An 18903-nucleotide genomic window follows, 5' to 3' on the forward strand; every position below is an offset into this window, starting at 1 on the left:
GTTGAAGAGGAATGATGGCCGGCGGCGTATGTGAAATCAGCGGCACGTTTTCGGTCAATTTCGCTTGATGAATCTTCTGCCGTCGACAAAGCTTGGAGGACTTCATCTCAAACCTCGAGGAGCCTCTTTGGAAAACCAACTGACTCGCCGTACCTTCGGCACCCTGGCTGGAGCAGCACTTGCTCTCAGCTCGATCCCTCGCGCTCTGGCTGCCGTAGGACGTTCTCATGTCGAGAGCGCAACCGCCGACACAGGTGATCTAACGTCTTTGACTCTGGCTGAGGCCGCAGCCAAGCTGAAAGCTCGTCAAATAAGTTCAACCGAACTTACAGAGGCCTCCCTCGCTCGAATCAACATTTACGATGCAAAGCTCGACGCCTTCATTACGGTGATGAAGGAGAAGGCGCTTGCCGCGGCCGCGCAGGCGGACACGGAGATCCGTGCCGGGATGTACCGTGGTCCATTGCACGGAATCCCAATCGCCGCGAAGGACAATATAGACACGGCTGGAACACGCACGACTGGGGCGAGCCAACTCTTTGAAGACCGTGTGCCAACAGAAGATGCACCCGTCATCGCCAGATTACACGCCGCCGGTGCCGTCCTCGTCGGGAAGACGAACCTTCATGAGTTTGCGATGGGCGGGGGTGAGACCTCGTACTGGGGGCCGGCGAGAAATCCCTGGAACCTGTTACACAACACGGGCGGATCTTCAGCAGGCTCCGGCGCGGCGATCGCAGCGGATCTCTGTTACGCCGCTCTCGGCACGGATACTGCGGGATCGGTCAGAATGCCCGCGTCCTACTGCGGTGTGGTTGGCCTCAAGCCCACCTATGGCCTAGTCCCCATCCGCGGCTTTATTCCGCTCACCGTCTCACTCGATCACTGCGGTCCGCTGACGCGCACCGTAGAAGATACGGCAATTATGCTCAACGTGATGGCAGGCTATGACAAGCTGGACACGACCAGCGTGGAACATGCGAAGGAAGATTATGTCAGCGGGATGAAGCAGCCTGTGAGGGGCTTTCGCCTCGGGCTTCCGGTCGGACACTTCGATACCCTGCAACCTGACGTACGCAAAGCCGTCATGGAAGCGATCGCTTTGCTCACTAAGATGACTGCCGGGGCCAAAGAAGTCAGCCTTCCGCCTCCAGGCAATGCATCCACTGTGGGCGCACTCGGCGAGACCTACGCATGGCATGACCCATATTTCAAGAATCAATCCGCCAAATATATGGTGCAGGAACGTCGACGTCTGGAGATGGCCCAGACGAATCACGTGTGGTCTGTCGACTACATTCATGCGCTCTGGGAGCTGCAGATGCTTCGGCGTACGATCGACGACGCCTTCACAGACGTAGATCTGGTCGTGCTTCCGACCATGCGGGTCGTGGCACCAACCATCCAGGAGCTTCAGAAGCGTGGCGCTGAAACCAAGCCACTCGATCCTTGGATTGCATCCGACTGTGGCTACTTCAATGCCTATGGTCTGCCGGCAATCTCGGTTCCCTGCGGCTTCAGCCAGAGCGGCCTGCCCATCGGACTTATGATTGCGGGGCCGCACTTTGCTGAGAGCAAGGTGCTGGCATTGGCTCACGCGTATGAGCAGGCCACAGACTGGCATAAGCGCAAGCCCCCGTTGACTCCTGAAACCGTTGTCCCAGAGATACCCGCGCCTACTGCCTGACAATCGATCCTTTCTCCAGCTATAGCCGCGAAGTGTGACTAATCTCACACGTCGCGGCTTTTTCATTGAGTGAAACCGGAGCACCAAACAAAAAATGGGATGCCAGCCTAAGCTGACATCCCGCGGGGAGTGAGACCGACTACCCCAAACTAAAAGGCATAGCGGAGTGAGATTTGCTGCACCCGTGGCTGCGTCAACGTATGGGTGTAAGCACCCAGGTTGCCGCTGCCTACCGTATTCTTCAACGAGGTGACCGTGTTCGTATCAAAGCGAACGCTGTTCGATACATTGAAGACCTCCCAGTCAAACTTCAGGCTCTGCGAATCAGTCAGCTTCCACGTCTTCATCAACCCGCTGTCGACGCCGAAGTAGCCATCGCCGCGGAAGCTGTTGCGCGCACCGACTTCTCCTGGAAGCGGATAACGGAGAGGGCTCGGGTTGCTCGCCAGGCCGGTGATGCCGGCGACCAGGCCCGTCGGGTTGGGGAACGCATTGGGAACTCCATTGATCCGTGATTTATGGGGTGCAAGGTTGCCCAGAGGCTTGGTAGGAATGACATAGGCTGTCTTGGGCCATGCCGTCATCCAGCCGCCTGAGATAGTGAGCGTGAAGGGCAGACCGCTGGTCCAACGGCCCAGTCCATTCAACTGCCAACCGCCGATGATCGAGTTAACCCAGCCACTGGGATGGTTGACGAACGCTCCGCCACGGCCGAAGGGGAGTTTATAAACCGCGTCGGTCGTGATGATGTGAGTCGTATCGAAGTCGGCCACACTGCGATTCAGACGCGGCTTGAAGGAGTTGATCAGAACGCCCGTCGAAGCATCGGCTGTCGTACCGATCGAAGTACAGCTTGTGCAGGTACGCTCTGCATCGGAGCCGATGTCGATCGCCTTGGAGAGGGTATAGCTGAAGTCCATCTGCAAACCGTGCTGCATAGGATGGCGCACGATCAACTGGCCGGCGCTGTAGCTGCTGGTCCCGATGGTGCTATCGGCATACATCGAGCTGAAAGCACCCGTGTAGTAACGGAAGAGCTGACCACCGCAACCTGGGGAACACAACGTGTCCATCAGGTTGAGATCGTCCGTGGCGTTGAGCGGCTGAGCCTTGTATTGGTTATAGATGTTCTGGGTAGACGTGTTGCCGGCCTGACAGACTGTCTTGGGGCAAGGGATGCTGGCCTGCGGCGAGCCTGCAGCACCCGCTGCGTCCGGGAACAAATTCTCCCAGTATGGAATCTTCTGGACGGCACCGGTCGCCACGCCGGAGTACGCCTGCGTCTCTAGAAGCGATGCGGCGGTGAAGTAGTCCATTCCCGACTGAGGATCAACCAGGTCGAGCGGCATCGCATGATCTTGCTGCACGATGAGGTGCCGTCCGAAGCGGCCTACGTACGCGGCCTCCACCGTGAAGTTGCTGGGCAGTTGACGCTGAACGTCCAGGTTCATGGTCATGGCATATGGCGTCGAGATGTGGTCGTCCATCAACCAGCCACCGGCCTGCCCATTGGCGGGCGGCGCATAGGGATACTTCAGCGTAGCCGAGGGCGTGGGCAGATAAGAGGTGGGCAGGATTGCCGTCGAGTATGTGGGGAGGGCGGTGATGCTGGTAAAGCGAGGTGCGGTATCAGGGCTGAAGTAACCCGCCGGCGTGGATTCCTTTCCACCCAAACCATAAGACCCAAGCTCGGAGTAGTTGCGAACCATACCTTCGCCGAAGTGATCGAAGTACAGCCCGAAGCCACTGCGGACTGAGGTCTTTGAGTCAAGCGCGTACGCAAAACCGAGACGCGGGGAGAAGTTCTTCCAGCTCATGGGATAAAACGACTTTGCGTTATTGGCCTGGCCGGAGGGGGCGAAGGTAAAGTTTGGCTGATCGACGATACCCTTTGCCGCCTGTGCGACGCGAGTGTCAAAGAAGTCATGCAGGCTGACGGTAGGCGACACCTGCTGACCGTTCTCTTCATATGGTGTCTGGAGGATGGTGTGGCGGAGACCATACGTCAAAGTGAACTTTGAGGTGATCCGCCATTGATCCTGAAAGTACCACTCAAACTCGTTGGCTTTGAAGTGCCGTGGAACAAGCGCACCGTTCGGAAGCAAGGTAGAAGTACCGTCTCCGTTGTAGTGATACTGATACGCGATGGACTCTGAGGCGACTACGCCTGCCGTACCCATGGCCAAACTGCTATATGCGGAGCCGAACGAAGTCTGCACAGCGCCGAAGCCTGCGGCGATTCCTTCTGGCGAGCTGGGATCAAGCGTCTGACCGGTGTTTGAGATGGCGTCGAACGTCTCTCCCGAGCTTGAGGTCGCTGAACTGTACGAGGCATTATCGGTCAGCAGGCTGTCCTTGATGAGGCGAAAGTTTGCGCCGAACTGGAAGTTATGCGAATGATGGGTCCAAGTGAGGTCGTCAATGGCGTTATAGACCGGCACCGTAATGATCTGCGTGCGTGCCGTGGAGTAAGGCAGACCGATGGCAGTAGGCGTGGTGTAAGCCGTCTTGCCCGGCCCCTGGTCGGAGTAGCTCTGCCGCGTGTAGCCGAAGCGCACATTGTTGATGAGACTATTGTTGATGACCCAGGTCTCACCCAGTCCGAAGCCCTTGGTGCTGTCGCTGTGAATGTCAGAGGGCGCCTGCGGTGCCGTAGAGAAAAAACCAGCCGCGCCCGATGTAGGGAACAGAGCCGGAGAGAGCGTTCTGTCCGCCTGCATGTTGCCGCGCACAAACATGCGGTGCTTGTCGTTGAGAACATAGTCCAGTTTGAGAATGCCGGTGTTCAAGATGGTGGGGTTCGGTGCGGACCAGGTGAAGCCACTGGTGTTGTAGCCGTCACCGCCCGAGGCATTGGGCAATGGGAACTGCTTCGCCAAGGCGAGGATGTTCGGATCTTCGCCATGTCCCCACGGACAACTCGTCGTGCAGTTGGGGTCCAATTGAGCAAATTGCGAAGGTGTTAGTTGAGCCAGATACGTACCCGTTCCAACCTGGCCGACTACATTAGTAGCGTTGGCGTTGGCTGTAGTGTACTGCAGGACTCCGTTTCGATAGGCCGCTGTGGGAACGGTGCCAGTAACCTGTTGATTTTCCGCTGTGCGCTGGCTTTCATAGTTGCCGAAGAAGAAGAGCCTGTTCTTGAGCACGGGGCCACCGACAGCCGCTCCAAAAGTATTGCGGATCAGCTTTCCGGTTCTGTTCGGAATGCCCTCCAGGAACTGTGACTGTTTATTGAACCAGTCGTTCGCAGCCATATCCGTGTTTCGGTTGTACTCGTAGAGGCTACCGATGAAACGATTGCTTCCGGTCTTGGTTACGACATTGACTTGAGCCCCGGACGTCCTGCCGGACTCCGCATTATCACCCGTCGTGACGACTCGAAACTCGTCCACGGAGTCCAGCGTTGATCGAAGCACGCCGTTGAACGCCAACCCAGTCACCTGATCGTTATTGTCCAATCCATCCAGGGTCACATTGCCCTGGTCGGAGCGAGCGCCCGATACAACACCGCTGCGGCTGTCTTCATTGGCTTGTGTAAGGTTGTGACCAAGGTAAAGCACACCCGGCTGAAGACTGAGCAGATCGGGAACATTTCTACCTTCCATCGGAAGCGCCGCAACTGTTTCGCTGTCCACGGCGTTACCGATCGTCGCATCCGTTGTGTTCAACATTGCCTCGGTAGCCTGGACTTCGACCACCGTGGAGTTGGAGACAGTCAGCGCAAAATTAACCGTTGCGGGCTGTGCCACCAGGAGTTGAACGACCTTCGCCTGCTTACCCATTCCTGGGCTTTCCACTTCAATCGTGTACTCGCCGGGCACCAGTTGCACAAAGGAATACTCACCCTTGCTGTCGCTGACGATGTCCTTGTGAACGACCGCGGTCTTATCGCGCAGATCCACGGCCGCCCCAGGAATTATCGCGCCAGTAGCATCCGTGACGATACCTCGCACGGACGTCGTCGTCTGTTGGCTGAGAAGTCCCTGCACAAAACAAAAAAGGAACATCGAGAGAAGAACGGCATAAGTGCGCTGTTTATGGACCATTGTCGGAATCTCCGAAACTAAGCTTGGGATGTACAGCCACTTCAAACGCATGCAGTTAGCCAAAGTGATACAGCTTCTCTTACTTCGTCGAGCGAATCGCATCGCCAACGAGACGAAAGTGAAAGCAGATCTGAAACGACCGGCGTTGAAACTCAGTGGGGGGTATGAAGTGGAACGATCATGGCACGCGGGCAGAGAGCCTGAAAGCGAAAAGGTGCGAAATCCTTCTGGCGCAGACGCGTGCCACCCGGACACGAAGCCACCCTCCTGGTTTCGTGCTATTTCGCTTGCGCCCACCACGGAGGGCTTCTATGTTGAGCTTGCAATCTCAGCACTCACTCCAGATCGACAGTCCAAACTCCAAGCAGCCTGAGGTACGACACGATGAAGTCGCTGACACGGCGAGAGTTTTCCTGGGGAGCCGCCACCGCACTCTTTGCAACGCAAGCTTTTCTCAACTCCCCACGCGCACATGCATCCGATCCCGCTGAAACTGACTTGACCAAGCTGACCCTGGCAGAAGCCAGCGCCAGAATCCACGCAGGGACCGTGACCTCCACGCAACTCACCAAGGCATGCCTCGATCGCATCGCCATCTACGACCCAAAGCTGGATGCCTTTATCACGGTCATGCGGGACAAGGCACTCGCACAGGCCGCAATACTTGACGCAGAGCAGAAGGCTGGCAAACTGCGCGGGCCTCTGCACGGTATCCCGGTCGCACTCAAGGACAATATCGACACCGCCGGCACACGTACTACGGCCGCCAGCGGAGTCTTCCAGGATCGTGTTCCTGCTGAAGATGCGCCTGTTACGACGCGCCTCAAGGCTGCGGGCGCAGTCATCATCGGCAAGACCAATCTCCATGAGTTTGCCATGGGCGCTGGCGAAGCGTCCTTCTTCGGCGCCGCGCGAAACCCCTGGGCGCTCGATCACAACACCGGCGGCTCCTCCTCCGGCTCCGGCGCGGCCATGTCCGCCGATCTCTGCTACGGGTCATTGGGGACAGACACTGCCGGCTCCATCCGCAACCCTGGTGCCTTCTGCGGAGTGGTCGGGATCAAGCCGACCTACGGTCTCGTTCCCATCAGAGGCATCGCCCCACTTTGTGTTTCGCTCGATCACTGCGGTCCCATCACGCGCACGGTCGAAGACGCTGCCATGATGCTGAATGTGCTCGCAGGCTACGATCACCTCGATATCACCAGTGTCGAACACGCCAAGGAAGATTATGTCGCAGGCATGAAGCAGCCCATCAAAGGCCTGCGGCTGGGGATTCCCATCGGTGCCTTTGACGGCGTCGATCCCCAGGTTGGCCAACTGGTGCACACTGCCATTGAACTGCTTGCGACCCTGACCAGAGGCGTGAAGGAGGTCAGCCTTCCATCGACCAATGATGTGGCTTATCAGAACTTCGCCAGCATGGGTGAGACCTTCGCCTACCATGAACAGTTCTTCAAGCTACAAAGTAACCGCTATCAACCTGTCGATCGCCGGCGCCTGGAGGCCGAGGAAGCCACCCATCCGCGAGCCGAAGACTACATCCGTCTTCGCTGGGAGTTGGAGACGCTTCGCAGGACGATTGACGATGCCTTCACCGACTTCGATCTCGTCTTGATGCCCACGCAAAAGGTTACTGCGCCCGTCCTTGACGATATGCTTCGCCGCAATCTCCAGCCAACAACAACCCCCTTAACCTCGTCGAGCACTGCTGGCGGAGGATCAAGCGTTGGAGCCTATAACGCCTACGGAATCCCGTCACTAACGGTTCCTTGCGGCTTCAGTAAGGAAGGTTTGCCAGTGGGCCTGATGATTTGTGGGCCACACTTTTCGGAGTCCAAGGTTTTGGCCCTGGCTCATGCGTACGAGCAGGCGACCGCCTGGCACACGATGAAACCGCCCATCACGCCGGACACCGTCGTGCCGCCCTTGATCACTCACCTGTAACAACCGGCTGGATAAGCGTTGCCTCATTTACTTTTGACCTATCCCGTTTTGATTTGAAAAGGAGAAACACAGGATGACCAAGCTGACGCGTCGTGGGTTCAACTTCATGTGTGGTACTGCACTGGTCGCAGAGACGTTCTCAGCAGCGTGGCCCAGAATCAGCATGGCCGCCATGGCCAATACACCGGACCCGGATAAGCTCACGGCAATGACATTGACCGAGGTCTCCGGCATGATCCACATGAAGACCATCACCTCCACGGAGTTGGTGAAGGCGCTGCTGGATCGCATCAACCTGCTCAATCCGAAGCTGAATTGCTATATCACCGTCATGGGTAAGGAAGCTCTGGCGCAGGCCGCGACGCTTGACGCAGAGCAGAAGGCCGGCAAGTTCCGCGGTCCCCTTCACGGCATTCCCATCTCTCTTAAAGACAATATCGATACTGCCGGCACCAGGACGACTGCGGCCAGCCCTATGTTCAAAGACCGCGTCCCCACTGAAGATGCGGAGATCGTCCGCAAGCTCAAGCTTGCCGGAGCGATCATCCTGGGCAAGCTCAACCTGCACGAGTTTGCGCTGGGCTGTACCGGCGATATCTCCTACTTTGGCCCCTCTCGCAATCCCTGGAATCTCGCATATGTAACCGGCGGCTCATCGGCTGGATCAGGCGCGGCAGTCTCGGCCACGCTGGCCTATGGGGCATTGGGCACCGACACCGGCGGCAGCATTCGCTGTCCGTCTGCATGGTGCGGCATCGTAGGGCTTAAGCCGACGATCGGTCTGGTTTCGATTCGCGGCATCATTCCCTGCTCTGCGGATCTCGATCACTGTGGCCCCATGGCTCGAACGGTGGAAGACGTCGCCCTCATGCTCACGCAGATGGCCGGCTACGACAGTCTGGACATCTTCAGCGTGCCCAGCACACCGGCCGACTACGTCAAAGAGATGACGCAACCCGTGAAGGGCTTCCGGCTCGGAACACCGCAGTCGTTCTACGATCATGTGGAACCAGAGATCGAGAAGGCCATCAAAGCCGCACTCGAAGTCCTGACCAGCCTCACTGCGGGCGTCACCTCCAGCGCACCCCTCTGGTCTGAGCTTCCCGGCGGAGCACCTGGAGACTCCGAGTTCTACCATCATGACCTCATCGAGCGTTACGGCTTGAACTATATGCTGCCCACGCGCACACGCTTCGAACGCATGGAAAACCCCACACCGGGTGCCAAGGTCGCCACAGCGGCCGACGACGCACGAGCCCACCAGAAGCTACTCACGACCCGTCGTATGATCGACGCGTCCTTCAAGGACTTTGACCTCGTCGTCGTCCCCACGACACGGAATCTGGCTCCCACCATCAATGATTCACTAGCCAATGAAACAAAACTCTCAAAGGCTCCTGCATCCTCCGGCTCAAGGCTTGAAGGGGTCAACGGCAAAGTCTACGACTGGTTCGCTCCAGGAGGCGGCTGCACCAACACCGCACCCTTTGACGCATACGGCATCCCCGCCATCTCCTTGCCCTGTGGCTTCACGGAAAGCGGTATGCCCATTGGCTTGATGATTGCAGGCCCGCACTTCACGGAAGGAAAGGTCCTGGCGCTCGCTTATGCCTATCAACAGGCCACGCAGTGGCATAAGAAACTGCCGTTCCTCAACGCATCCACCGTCGTTCCGCCCATCATCGAGTCTGGAAGCTCAGAGGCCAAGATCATGCCGGAAGCTAAGCCCGGTGTAGACGCGAAGTAGGCTCGACAAGAAGGCAGATCGGATCAACCCGGTCTGCCTTCTAAGAGGACGTTTGCAGATCAGCCTCAAATCTCGCATCGTAGTCCACCGGCTCCGGCGGCGAAAAGTTAGCCTGCACGTACCAGACCGCTGCCACACTTCCCAGCAGTCCAAAGGCGCCAAGCAACTGCGTGAACGATCGCTGTTCATGCGCAAAGACAATCCCCACGACCATAGCCACGATCGGATGCGCATAGGTCGTCGTGGAAGCCAGCGTCGCTTTGTCATGCTTCAGCAGCCACTGGAAAGAAGTAAACGCAATGATTGATCCGCAGAACACCAGATAGGCCATCCCGGTCAATAATCGATAGCTGAAGAATTGAGAAACGGGCGGCAAGCGCTTCAATTCGCCGAGCGCCCCAGAGAACATAAACAGCGTCAGCCCTGCGAAGATCAACTGAAACCCGGCAGTCTGCAAAAAAGAAGGTGGCATCTCAAGCCGTTTGATCAGCAGCACTCCACCGGCTGAGGTGACCGCCCCCAACAAGACCGCCAGGATTGCCAGCAAGGACCACATCTTTCCCTGATGAAAGCTTGCACCACAGAGCAGTGGCATTCCTGCCAACCCCAGGAGCAATGGCAGCAACATTTTCTTACTAAGACGCTCGGTGCGAAGCAATAAGCACTCACCCAGGTAGGTCCAGAGAAAGGTCGTTGCTGTCAGCACCGCAACCAGCCATGAGGTCAGACGCGTCTCCGCCCAGAACACGACCGAGTAACCCAGACTAAATGTAATCACCCCGGTCATCAGGCAGTTCATGATCTGGCGGCGCGTGGGACGCGCCTCCTTCCTCACATAGAAGCTGAGGAATAGAAGAATCGGCCCACTGATCGCATATCGCATCGCTGCAGCAAAGAACGGCGGAACAATGTGAACCACGTTGCGAATCGCCAGGAACGACCCACCCCAAAACAAGTAGACCGCTGCGTAGGCTGCAACTTTTCTCGGCGGCATATTGATCTTCATGGCGTCTCCCATTGCATCGGGCTGGTGAGTGACTTACATGATCTGAGTCTGGATCGTCGCCAATTCCTGAAAAGCCGGCAGCGTCCGAAGGTGCTCGAATCTCGGATCGTAGTTCATGTGAATCGTCTTCATGTCTCGCTGCCGGCATGCAGTGTAGAGCTGCTCAATCGCCTGCCCTTCCTGCTTCAACGCTGCGTGGACCGCCGACACTTCATAGGATGGGAAGAAGTCTCCCGTGACCTCTGTCCGCAGAAGATCGAGCATGGAATTCGCAGCCTGCACATCCCCGCGGCCCGCCTGCACATAAGCCATCAAAGCCAGGCTCGATGGAGAGCGGCCTGAGATCTCGACCGCGGTCTGGCACTCGGTCAGAGCCCCATCCCAGTCGCCGGAGACCGCCAGAATCCGCGTCAGCAGGGCGTGCGCCGTGGCAAAATCCGGCCGCACCATCAGGTACTTCTTCGCGGAGTTCAGGGCATTGGCATAGTCCCCGGCATAGAGATATGCCTGTGCAATCTGGCTGTGCGAGGCAGGAATCTCCGGATCCAACCGCAGGGCATGCATCGCCAGGCTCAACGCCTCTTCATGTCGCCCTTGGCAACCCACCAGGCTGGAATAGAGCTGGATCATCCTCGCATCCATCACTCCCGCTTCAACCGACGCTCTACACTCCTGTTCTGCGCGCGCCCAGTCCCAGGTACAGTTTGTCAGCACATTGACCAATGCGGTGCGGACCGGCAGCGAATCTTTATTCAGCTTCACCGCCTTCTGCACAGCCTCATAGGCCTTCAACGCCGCGTCGCGTGGCGGAATCAGATCGTTGAACGAGACAGAGACATAGGCATTCGCCAATCCCGCATAAGCCTCCGCACAGTTGGGGTTAAGCGCAACGGCATCCTCAAAGTAAGTCAGCGCCTTCGGCAACGTCGTCCGGCTACGTTGGTTCCAATAGTGAACGCCCAGGTTATAAGCACTGAGCGACAGAGAGTCTTTATCCGCCGCAGGCTGAGTTGCCGCGCCGCGCCGCCGGCCTGCATGCTCCCGAACAGCATCCGCCAGGGCCGTGACCGGAAACCACGTCAGCGTGGAACTCCTGGCCGTACTCTCTCGGTCAAGCCGATGAGACCATATCGATTTCAGATCTTCGCCATCCAGCATCTGCATGAAGATGCGCGTCGCAGTCCCTGTATAACGCAACGTAACGCGCAGCAGTAAGCTTGCTTCAAACTCTCGCGCCACCGTCTTCAGAAGACTAAAGCTGCCTGTCCCTGGCGAAGGAAGTGAGCGCGCGGAGACGATCACTGGGCCAAGATTCGATTGAGCCAGCACCACCGTGATCTCGTCACGCAGCTCATCCGCAAAGGCCGCCATCGCCTGGCGAATCTGGTTACGCTCCCCTGCGTTGTGAATTACTTCAAACGGCAGAGGAAGGATACGAAGGACATTGGCAGGCAACGACAATGGAGCCAGCGTCTCCACCGCCGATTCCCGATCAGCCTTCTTCGTCGCCTGAGATTCCTCATTTGACGCGGAGCGTCCCACCCACCACTGCTCCAGCTCTCGTCGAAACGCATACACGCTGCCCAGCTTGGTGTGCTGCTGCCGGCGGATCGGCAGGCCCTCGCGCTTCTCCCATAACTGAACGGTCCTTACCTCGCGCCGAAAAAACTCGGCTATCTCCTTCCAGGAGTCGAGGCGTTCATTACGCCAACCTGCTTCAAATAGCGGCCAAGATCATCTGACGAGATATGCGGCATCGTAACGCCTCTCATGCAGCTTCGCTGGTTCCTACGGCGTCGGCGAGAAATTCGCCGGCAACTGATGAACGGCGAAACCTGGTGTATTGGTGAGTTACTGGATGCTTAAACCTTATCGAAAGCTTTGTCTACCGTCAAGAGGCGAACTTATTTCAACAGCGAAATGAATCGATGGATAGGCTTAGCGTAGGCGCACACGGTCCCGGTTTTGGAGCTACTCCCCCAAACCGGGCCACCCCCAAAGCCCCTAAGCCGCTTGTTGAGCGTGAAGAGCTTTACCCAAGCTCAGCATCACTTACTTCGGCCGCGGCACCCTGCGCTTGCGGATCAACCAGAAGATAGCCGCTGCCACGTTTCGTCAGCAGCCTGCGGGGGTGGGAAGGGTCCGCCTCAATCTTCTCTCGGAGCCGCCAGATGTATACGTCGACCACCCTGCGTTCCTCAATCTCCGCGCGCGGGAACCAGATATTTTCAAGCAGCTCATCCCGGCTCAGAACATGGCCCGCCTGGTCCATCAGGTAGGCAAGAAGATGAAACTCCGTCGGGCTGAGCCTCTTACGCTTTTCACCCAGAGAGACTTCCATGCCTTCACGGTAGAGCAGCAGGTCGCCCAGGGCATGTACCTCCTCTTCTTCGGCAGCCATGCACACGGAGGACCGGAGTACGGCGTCAATCCTGGCGATGAGTTCGCGAGTCGAGATAGGCTTTTCCAGGAAGTCGTCCGCACCTGCCTCCAGTGCGTCCACCTTATCGTCCAGGTCAGAGTGAGACGTAAGGATGACCTTGCGAATGAAACGCGCTGCCCGCAGTTCACCCAGACGGCAGAGCGCCTCCTCGACAGGCCCCTTCCAGACCTCCACATCGAAAAGGATGAGGGAAGGCTTATCGTCGATCGCGTGCTGGAGCAGAGAGAGGCAGCCTTCGATCAACGTCGTATCGTAGGCCCCCGTCTTACAAGCCTCACGGACCGAAATCGACGGGCCGCCACGCCCATGCACAATCAGGACTCGCTTATGAATGGGTCGACCCTCCTGCCGACACCGGCCACATGAAGGCAACTACGGTAGGGAGTTTCAGTGACTTCGTCATGGTTCTCCAACGCCGTACGACAACTTCGATTGAATGAACGATGCGCAGTACCCCGTCTTGGAGGCTGGTGCATATGTTCGAACGGCTTGTACAGCAATCGAATCGTACGTGAATGCCACATGTGCCTAGCCTTCACTGTGAAGAATTCATGAATTTGTCAGAATTGCAGTTTCCCGCCAAAGACGTTCCGCGCCCCGGTCTAAACCGGGATTTCGATCTGACATAGGGCACCCTGCGCTTCAGTCGGATCGAAGTAGATCGCTCCTGAGTTCGCCTCAATGGCGAGTCGCGCGATGGCCAGTCCCAGGCCCGCGCCATCACCGACTGGCAAGCTACTGTCTCTCACACGAAAGAAACGCTCAAAGACCTTTTCCCGATGATCGGGAGACAGACCCACACCTTCATCGAGAATAGAGACCCGCAGGAACGGACGAGAATGCTTCTCGACGTGTGCATACGAGATCGTGATCGTTCCCCCCAAAGGCGAGAACTTCGCTGCATTGTGCAGGACGTTCAGCAAGCAGGTGCGGAGAAACGTGCGGTCCGCCAGAACCATCATCCGGGACGGCTCAAGGGTATGTTCCTTGACGATCAACTCGTTCTCTTCCAGCAGGACATCGAGAATTGAGAGAAGGTCCCCGATCAAATCGTGCACAGAAAACGAAGTCAGCTCCAGCCGAATCTCACCCGCTTCCGCTCTTGAGATTAGCAGCAGCCCTTCCACCGTCTGGTTGAGGCGAAGCGTCTCCTCCAGCATGCTGCCAATCGTCTCCCGGTACAGAGCCGCTGACTGATCGCCACGCAGCGCACTCTCGCCCACCACCCTGATGGAAGAAAGGGGTGTCCGCAGCTCATGCGCTGCATCGGCCGTGAAGCGCTGCAGTTGCGTGAATGACCGCTCCAGCCGCTCCAGCAGCGAGTTGAAAACCACAGCGACCCGCCCCAGTTCGTCCTGACGATTTTCCACCTCCAGCCGTCCGCTCAGTTCATACGCTGTGATCTGCTCGGCACGGGAAGCCATTGCATCCAGCGGTGCCAACGACTTGCGCACGATCGTGTAGCCCGCGAACCCCGCACACACCAGCGCCAATGGAAGAGCGAGGATCAGCGCGAAGAGGAAGTTCCTCATTCGGCTCATGAGGGGAGACAGGCTATAGCCCAGCCTGATCAGAAGCATGCGACCCTGGACCGGATGTCGGTGACTGATCACCAGGACCCGCGTCCCATCAGCCAGGCGCACGGTCCGCTCGTTGAAGGAGCTATCGCCCTCATCCTCAGTCTGCGTGACCTTGCCCAGGGTCATGCCATGCAATGTGTCCGTCCGGTATAGAACGGTTCCGGTGAAGTCCCGTACCTCCATCAACCGGTCAGCCAGAAGATGGGATTGCGGGTGTGAATGATAGCTCTGATCCAGCACCAGTTCGCCCTGGCTATCGAACCGGAGCAGGCCCTCTACGGTCTCTACGTCCTGAACCTCATCATGATAGATCTGGCTGGTCAGAAGACCATACTGGAAGATGTACACGACCGCCAGGTAAACGAGGAGTACCAGCGTCAGAACGCCCATGTACCACAACGTAAGGCGCGTCCGAAGCTTCTTTGGCCGTAGCTCATTCAGGTTCCACTGCATCATGCGTCCGCCTCGCCAAGGATGAAACCCACGCCACGAACGGTGCGAAGCAGCTTCTGCGGAAATGGATCATCCAGCTTCCGGCGAAGCCGCGTGATCTGCACGTCGATCACGTTATCGATCGGCGTAAAGCGGGACGTCTCATGCCACACATCCCGTGCAAGCATCTCGCGAGACACCGTGCGGCCGCGATTCCCCACAAAGTAAACGATGAGATCGAACTCCCGCGCCGTCAGTTCAAGCTGCATGCCACCACGCACCACGGTCCTCGTTTCAAGATTGATCTCTAGATCCGCGACGGAAAGCTGCGCCACCTGGGTTGGTCTGCCACGTCTTGAAATTGCCCTCATCCGCGCGTTCAACTCAGCGGTCGAAAACGGCTTCAGCAGAAAATCATCCGCACCCAAATCCAAGGCGGCCACCCGATCATCGAGCGAATTATTTGAGGTCAGGATGAGGACGGGAATCATGATGCCCATCGCGCGCAACTGCCGCAGCATCTCCATTCCAGACATTCCCGGCAGCCCCAAGTCGAGCACGATCATGTCCGGATGCTGACTATGAAGAAGGAACAAGCCGTCTTCCACCGTTCGAGCAGCAAGAACCTCATAGCCGGCGCTCTTCAGACCTGCCGTGACCGCCTCAGAGATCTTGCGTTCGTCTTCGACGACGAGGATGCGCTCGCTCTGAGATCCCGGCATGAAAAGACTTCCTCACGCCTATGATCCGACTTTTTCTCAGGAGAACGCAATGATCCCCGTGGCTCAACCCACAAACGTCAGGAAGATGTCAGAAACAGACTTGCCGTTGTAACTCCAAGGCCCAGCAACTAAGGACGATGAAATGCATTGACATGCCTAGGCAACTAGGGGTAAGTTTACCGCTAAGACCAAGTTGTCTAGGTATTGGCCGGAGAGGTTTGAAATGGCGAAGAACGATCTGCAGGGAACCCTGGATCTGCTGGTGTTGAAGACGTTGTCACAGATGGGTGCGCTGCACGGTTACGGGATCGTGGTGCATATCCAGCGGGCCTCGGAGGAGTTGCTGCGGGTGGAAGAGGGCTCGCTCTACCCCGCGCTGCACCGGATGGAGCAGAGCGGATGGATTCGCTCAGAGTGGGGACTGACGGCAACGAACCGGAAGGCTAAGTACTACAAGCTGACCCCGGCGGGTAAGACCCAGTTGCGTGAAGCGGAGAAGAGCTTTGAGCACCTGGTCAAAGGCGTTCGCGCCATCATGCAGTACGCATAAGAGGAGGTCTTCATGTCGATGATGCGCCGTTTGGGGAACCTCTTGTCAAGGTCGAAGGTAGCAAGTGAGATCGATGACGAACTGCGATCGCATATCGAGATGCGGGTCGACGATAACCTCGCCGCGGGCATGTCGCCGGTTGAGGCGCGTCGTGACGCAGAGATCCGCTTTGGGAACAGGATTGCGACCAAGGAGCGGGTGCTTGGCGAGGATGTAGTGCTGGTGATAGAAAGCGTTGGGCATGACGCGCGCTTTGCGATGCGCCAACTGGTTAAGAATCCGGGCTTTGCGGTCACGGCGATTCTCGTGCTCGCGTTGGGGATCGGCGCGAGTGTGGCCCTGTTTGCGTTCGTGGATGCGGCGTTGATCAAGCCGCTGCCGTATGAACAGCCGACCCGGCTGATGGAAGTCACTGAGACGGCGCCGATCTTCGGACGCGCCAACCTGTCCTATCCGGACTTCCTGGATTGGAAGCGCGCCGACACGGACCTGCAGGCGTTCGACGTCTACCGGTCGACCGGCTTTCTGCTCGGCGTGGGGAGCGGCGCGGAGCCGGTTTCGGCAGAGTATGTCAGCGCGGGCTTCTTCAAGACGCTGGGCGTAAAGCCGCTGCTCGGGCGGAGTTTCAATGCAGGTGAAGATAAGCCGGAGGCGCCCCGTATAGCGCTGCTGAGCTACGGAACCTGGCAGAGAAGGTTTGGCGGGCGCAGCGACGTGGTGGGGCAGACCGTCACTTTGACGGATGATCCGGTCATCATCATCGGAGTGCTTCCAGAGACCTTTCAGTTTGTGCCGCACGGGAACGCGGAGTTCTGGCTGCCGCTGCAGGTGACGGTGAACTCCAGTTGTGAGAAGCGCCGGAGTTGCCACAGTCTGAAGGGGATCGGACGCCTGAAAGACGGAGTGACGGAGGCACAGGCGCGCCGCGAATTCGAGGGGATCGCCACGAATCTCGAGCGGCAGTATCCGGACTCAAACCGCGGCCAGGGGGCAAGCGTGATCTCGCTCTCTGAGGCCTTCGTAGGCGACATACGCCCAATTCTGCTGGCGCTGCTTGGCGGGGCCGCTCTGCTGCTGGTGATCGCATGCGTGAACGTTGCGAGCCTGCTGCGGGTGCGGTCGGAGAGTCGGCGGCGAGAGGTTTCACTGCGGAGTGCGCTTGGGGCTTCGCGTGGCCGGCTGCTGCGGCAGTTCGTGATTGAGGGCCTGTTGCTGGTCCTGGCGGGCGGAGCTCTGGGGCTGGGTACGGCCTACCTGGCGGTACAACTGCTGTTGCGGCTTATCCCGAGGAACATGCTGCTGGGTATGCCGTACCTGGCGGGACTGGGGTTGAACCTGCATGTACTGGCGTTTGCGGCGGCAGTGTGTGGCATAAGCGCAACGCTCTTTTCGGCGACGCCACTGCTGCGCCTCGTGGTTGCAGGAGGCGGCTTGCGCGGAGGAATTTCTGAAGGCGGCAGGGGCAGCTCAGGAACGATCTGGCGGAGGTTCGGAGCGAACCTGGTGGCGCTGGAGTTGGCAATTGCGGTGGTGCTGCTGGTGGGAGCAGGGCTCCTGGGTAAAAGCTTCTTTCGCTTGCTGCATGTGGATCTGGGATTCGAGCCGGACCATGTGGCTACGCTGCAATTGGTACTGCCCAGGAAGCAGTATGACAATGACGATAAGCAGCGCGCGGAGGCGCAGGAGATCATGAATCGCTTCAGCGCTTTGCCTGGGGTGAAGTCTGTCGGGCTGACCAGCATGCTTGTGCTGAGCGGAAATGGCAACACGGATTGGATTCGATTTGTGGGCAGGCCCTACGACGGCAAACACAATGAGGTGAACCAGCGGGAGGTCAGTGGGACGTACCTGAGCACGCTGGGGGTGAAGCTTATTCGCGGGCGCTTCTTTACGGATGCGGAAGACGCGACGAAGCCGAATGTCGTGCTCATCAACAAGGCGCTGGCGAGAAAGTACTATCCCGGCGAAGACCCGATCGGCAAGCGAATTGGCGACACGCAATTGACGCCGACTTCAATCAAGGAGATCGTCGGGATTGTGGATGATGTGCGAGAGGCTGGATTGGATCAGGAGATCTGGCCGGCAATCTACGATCCCTTCAATCAGGCTCCCGATACCTATATGACGATGGTCGTTCGCACGGCGGCTGATGAGAAGGCTCTGCTGCTCACGCTGGTCGCGACGGCACGTGAGATCAACCCGGGGATCGGAGTCTCGGAAGAGACGACGATGACGGCGAAGATCAACGAGTCGCCCGCGGCGTATCTGCACCGGTCCGCGGCGTGGCTGGTGGGCGGATTTGCAGGGCTGGCGTTGATCCTGAGTGTAGTCGGTCTTTATGGCGTGGTTGCGTATTCAGTCAGCCAAAGGACCAAGGAGATTGGTGTACGGATGGCGTTAGGGGCCGCACGGAGTTCTGTGTCGAGGCTCATCTTAAAGGAAGCCGCAAGACTGATTGTAACGGGGCTGCTTGCCGGACTGGTGTGCTCCGTGGGGACGGCGGTTCTCGGCAGAAAGCTGCTGTTTGGAACGCAGGCGTGGGATGCCGGGACCCTCCTTGGTGTGGCATTGGTACTCGGCGTTTCAGCGATGATGGCAAGCTGGCTACCGGCACACCGGGCAGCTTCCGTGAATCCGGTGGATGCGCTGCGGGCGGAGTGACAGCAGCCTCGAATACCTGGTCTCCACGCAACTGAGCTTGATCGATAACGACAAAAGCTACGCATCGTCACGATGCGTA

Annotated in this window: 11 protein-coding genes; 5 read left to right on the forward strand and 6 right to left on the reverse strand. The window is 58.1% G+C overall.

The annotated features are described in order from the left end of the window. Positions 1 to 127: 127 nt before the first annotated feature. Complete coding sequence (locus ACIX9_RS16475) at positions 128 to 1687, forward strand: Asp-tRNA(Asn)/Glu-tRNA(Gln) amidotransferase GatCAB subunit A (RefSeq protein WP_013581628.1); 1560 nt, start codon at positions 128 to 130, stop codon at positions 1685 to 1687. A gap of 149 nt (positions 1688 to 1836) precedes the next feature. On the opposite strand, the gene ACIX9_RS16480 is transcribed toward ACIX9_RS16475, so the two are convergent. Beyond that, positions 1837 to 5697 (reverse strand): carboxypeptidase-like regulatory domain-containing protein, encoded by a 3861-nt coding sequence (locus tag ACIX9_RS16480; RefSeq protein WP_232298737.1) that lies wholly within the window; start codon positions 5695 to 5697, stop codon positions 1837 to 1839. Positions 5698 to 6234: 537 nt separating this feature from the next. Between ACIX9_RS16480 and ACIX9_RS16485 the strand changes: the two genes are divergently transcribed. Next, complete coding sequence (locus ACIX9_RS16485) at positions 6235 to 7683, forward strand: amidase (protein WP_232298738.1); 1449 nt, start codon at positions 6235 to 6237, stop codon at positions 7681 to 7683. Positions 7684 to 7756: 73 nt separating this feature from the next. Beyond that, on the forward strand, positions 7757 to 9430 hold the full coding sequence (locus ACIX9_RS16490) for an Asp-tRNA(Asn)/Glu-tRNA(Gln) amidotransferase GatCAB subunit A (RefSeq protein WP_013581631.1): 1674 nt from the start codon (positions 7757 to 7759) through the stop codon (positions 9428 to 9430). A gap of 40 nt (positions 9431 to 9470) precedes the next feature. Here ACIX9_RS16490 and ACIX9_RS16495 read toward each other — a convergent pair whose 3' ends face one another. The 5 genes from ACIX9_RS16495 to ACIX9_RS16515 all read right to left on the reverse strand — a co-directional run bounded on the left by ACIX9_RS16495 (position 9471) and on the right by ACIX9_RS16515 (position 15613). Beyond that, complete coding sequence (locus ACIX9_RS16495; RefSeq protein WP_013581632.1) at positions 9471 to 10436, reverse strand: EamA family transporter; 966 nt, start codon at positions 10434 to 10436, stop codon at positions 9471 to 9473. Positions 10437 to 10469: 33 nt separating this feature from the next. Next, a complete protein-coding gene (locus tag ACIX9_RS16500) occupies positions 10470 to 11978 on the reverse strand; it encodes a tetratricopeptide repeat protein (RefSeq protein ID WP_013581633.1) in 1509 nt (502 codons plus the stop codon). 490 nt (positions 11979 to 12468) lie between these two features. Continuing rightward, entirely contained in the window at positions 12469 to 13191 is a 723-nt protein-coding gene (locus ACIX9_RS24015) for a response regulator transcription factor (protein ID WP_013581634.1), read from the reverse strand. A gap of 290 nt (positions 13192 to 13481) precedes the next feature. After that, a complete protein-coding gene (locus ACIX9_RS16510; protein WP_232298739.1) occupies positions 13482 to 14849 on the reverse strand; it encodes a HAMP domain-containing sensor histidine kinase in 1368 nt (455 codons plus the stop codon). Between the two features lie 62 nt (positions 14850 to 14911). Further along, positions 14912 to 15613: a response regulator transcription factor gene (locus ACIX9_RS16515; protein ID WP_013581636.1), complete on the reverse strand. Its 702-nt coding sequence runs from the start codon at positions 15611 to 15613 to the stop codon at positions 14912 to 14914. Positions 15614 to 15836: 223 nt separating this feature from the next. Between ACIX9_RS16515 and ACIX9_RS16520 the strand changes: the two genes are divergently transcribed. Both ACIX9_RS16520 and ACIX9_RS16525 read left to right on the forward strand, forming a co-directional pair. After that, entirely contained in the window at positions 15837 to 16163 is a 327-nt protein-coding gene (locus ACIX9_RS16520) for a PadR family transcriptional regulator (RefSeq protein WP_013581637.1), read from the forward strand. Positions 16164 to 16175: 12 nt separating this feature from the next. Then, complete coding sequence (locus ACIX9_RS16525; protein ID WP_013581638.1) at positions 16176 to 18824, forward strand: ABC transporter permease; 2649 nt, start codon at positions 16176 to 16178, stop codon at positions 18822 to 18824. The last annotated feature ends 79 nt before the right edge of the window (positions 18825 to 18903 follow it).

Source organism: Granulicella tundricola MP5ACTX9 (assembly GCF_000178975.2).
Lineage (GTDB): Bacteria > Acidobacteriota > Terriglobia > Terriglobales > Acidobacteriaceae > Edaphobacter > Edaphobacter tundricola.

Excerpts from the sequence above, each read along its gene's own strand:
- ACIX9_RS16480 (WP_232298737.1), bottom strand. The coding sequence starts at position 5,697 with ATGTTCCTTTTTTGTTTTGTGCAGGGACTTCTCAGCCAACAGACGACG.
- ACIX9_RS16490 (WP_013581631.1), top strand. The coding sequence starts at position 7,757 with ATGACCAAGCTGACGCGTCGTGGGTTCAACTTCATGTGTGGTACTGCA.
- ACIX9_RS16495 (WP_013581632.1), bottom strand. The coding sequence starts at position 10,436 with ATGAAGATCAATATGCCGCCGAGAAAAGTTGCAGCCTACGCAGCGGTC.
- ACIX9_RS16510 (WP_232298739.1), bottom strand. The coding sequence starts at position 14,849 with ATGGGCGTTCTGACGCTGGTACTCCTCGTTTACCTGGCGGTCGTGTAC.
- ACIX9_RS16515 (WP_013581636.1), bottom strand. The coding sequence starts at position 15,613 with ATGCCGGGATCTCAGAGCGAGCGCATCCTCGTCGTCGAAGACGAACGC.
- ACIX9_RS16520 (WP_013581637.1), top strand. The coding sequence starts at position 15,837 with ATGGCGAAGAACGATCTGCAGGGAACCCTGGATCTGCTGGTGTTGAAG.
- ACIX9_RS16525 (WP_013581638.1), top strand. The coding sequence starts at position 16,176 with ATGTCGATGATGCGCCGTTTGGGGAACCTCTTGTCAAGGTCGAAGGTA.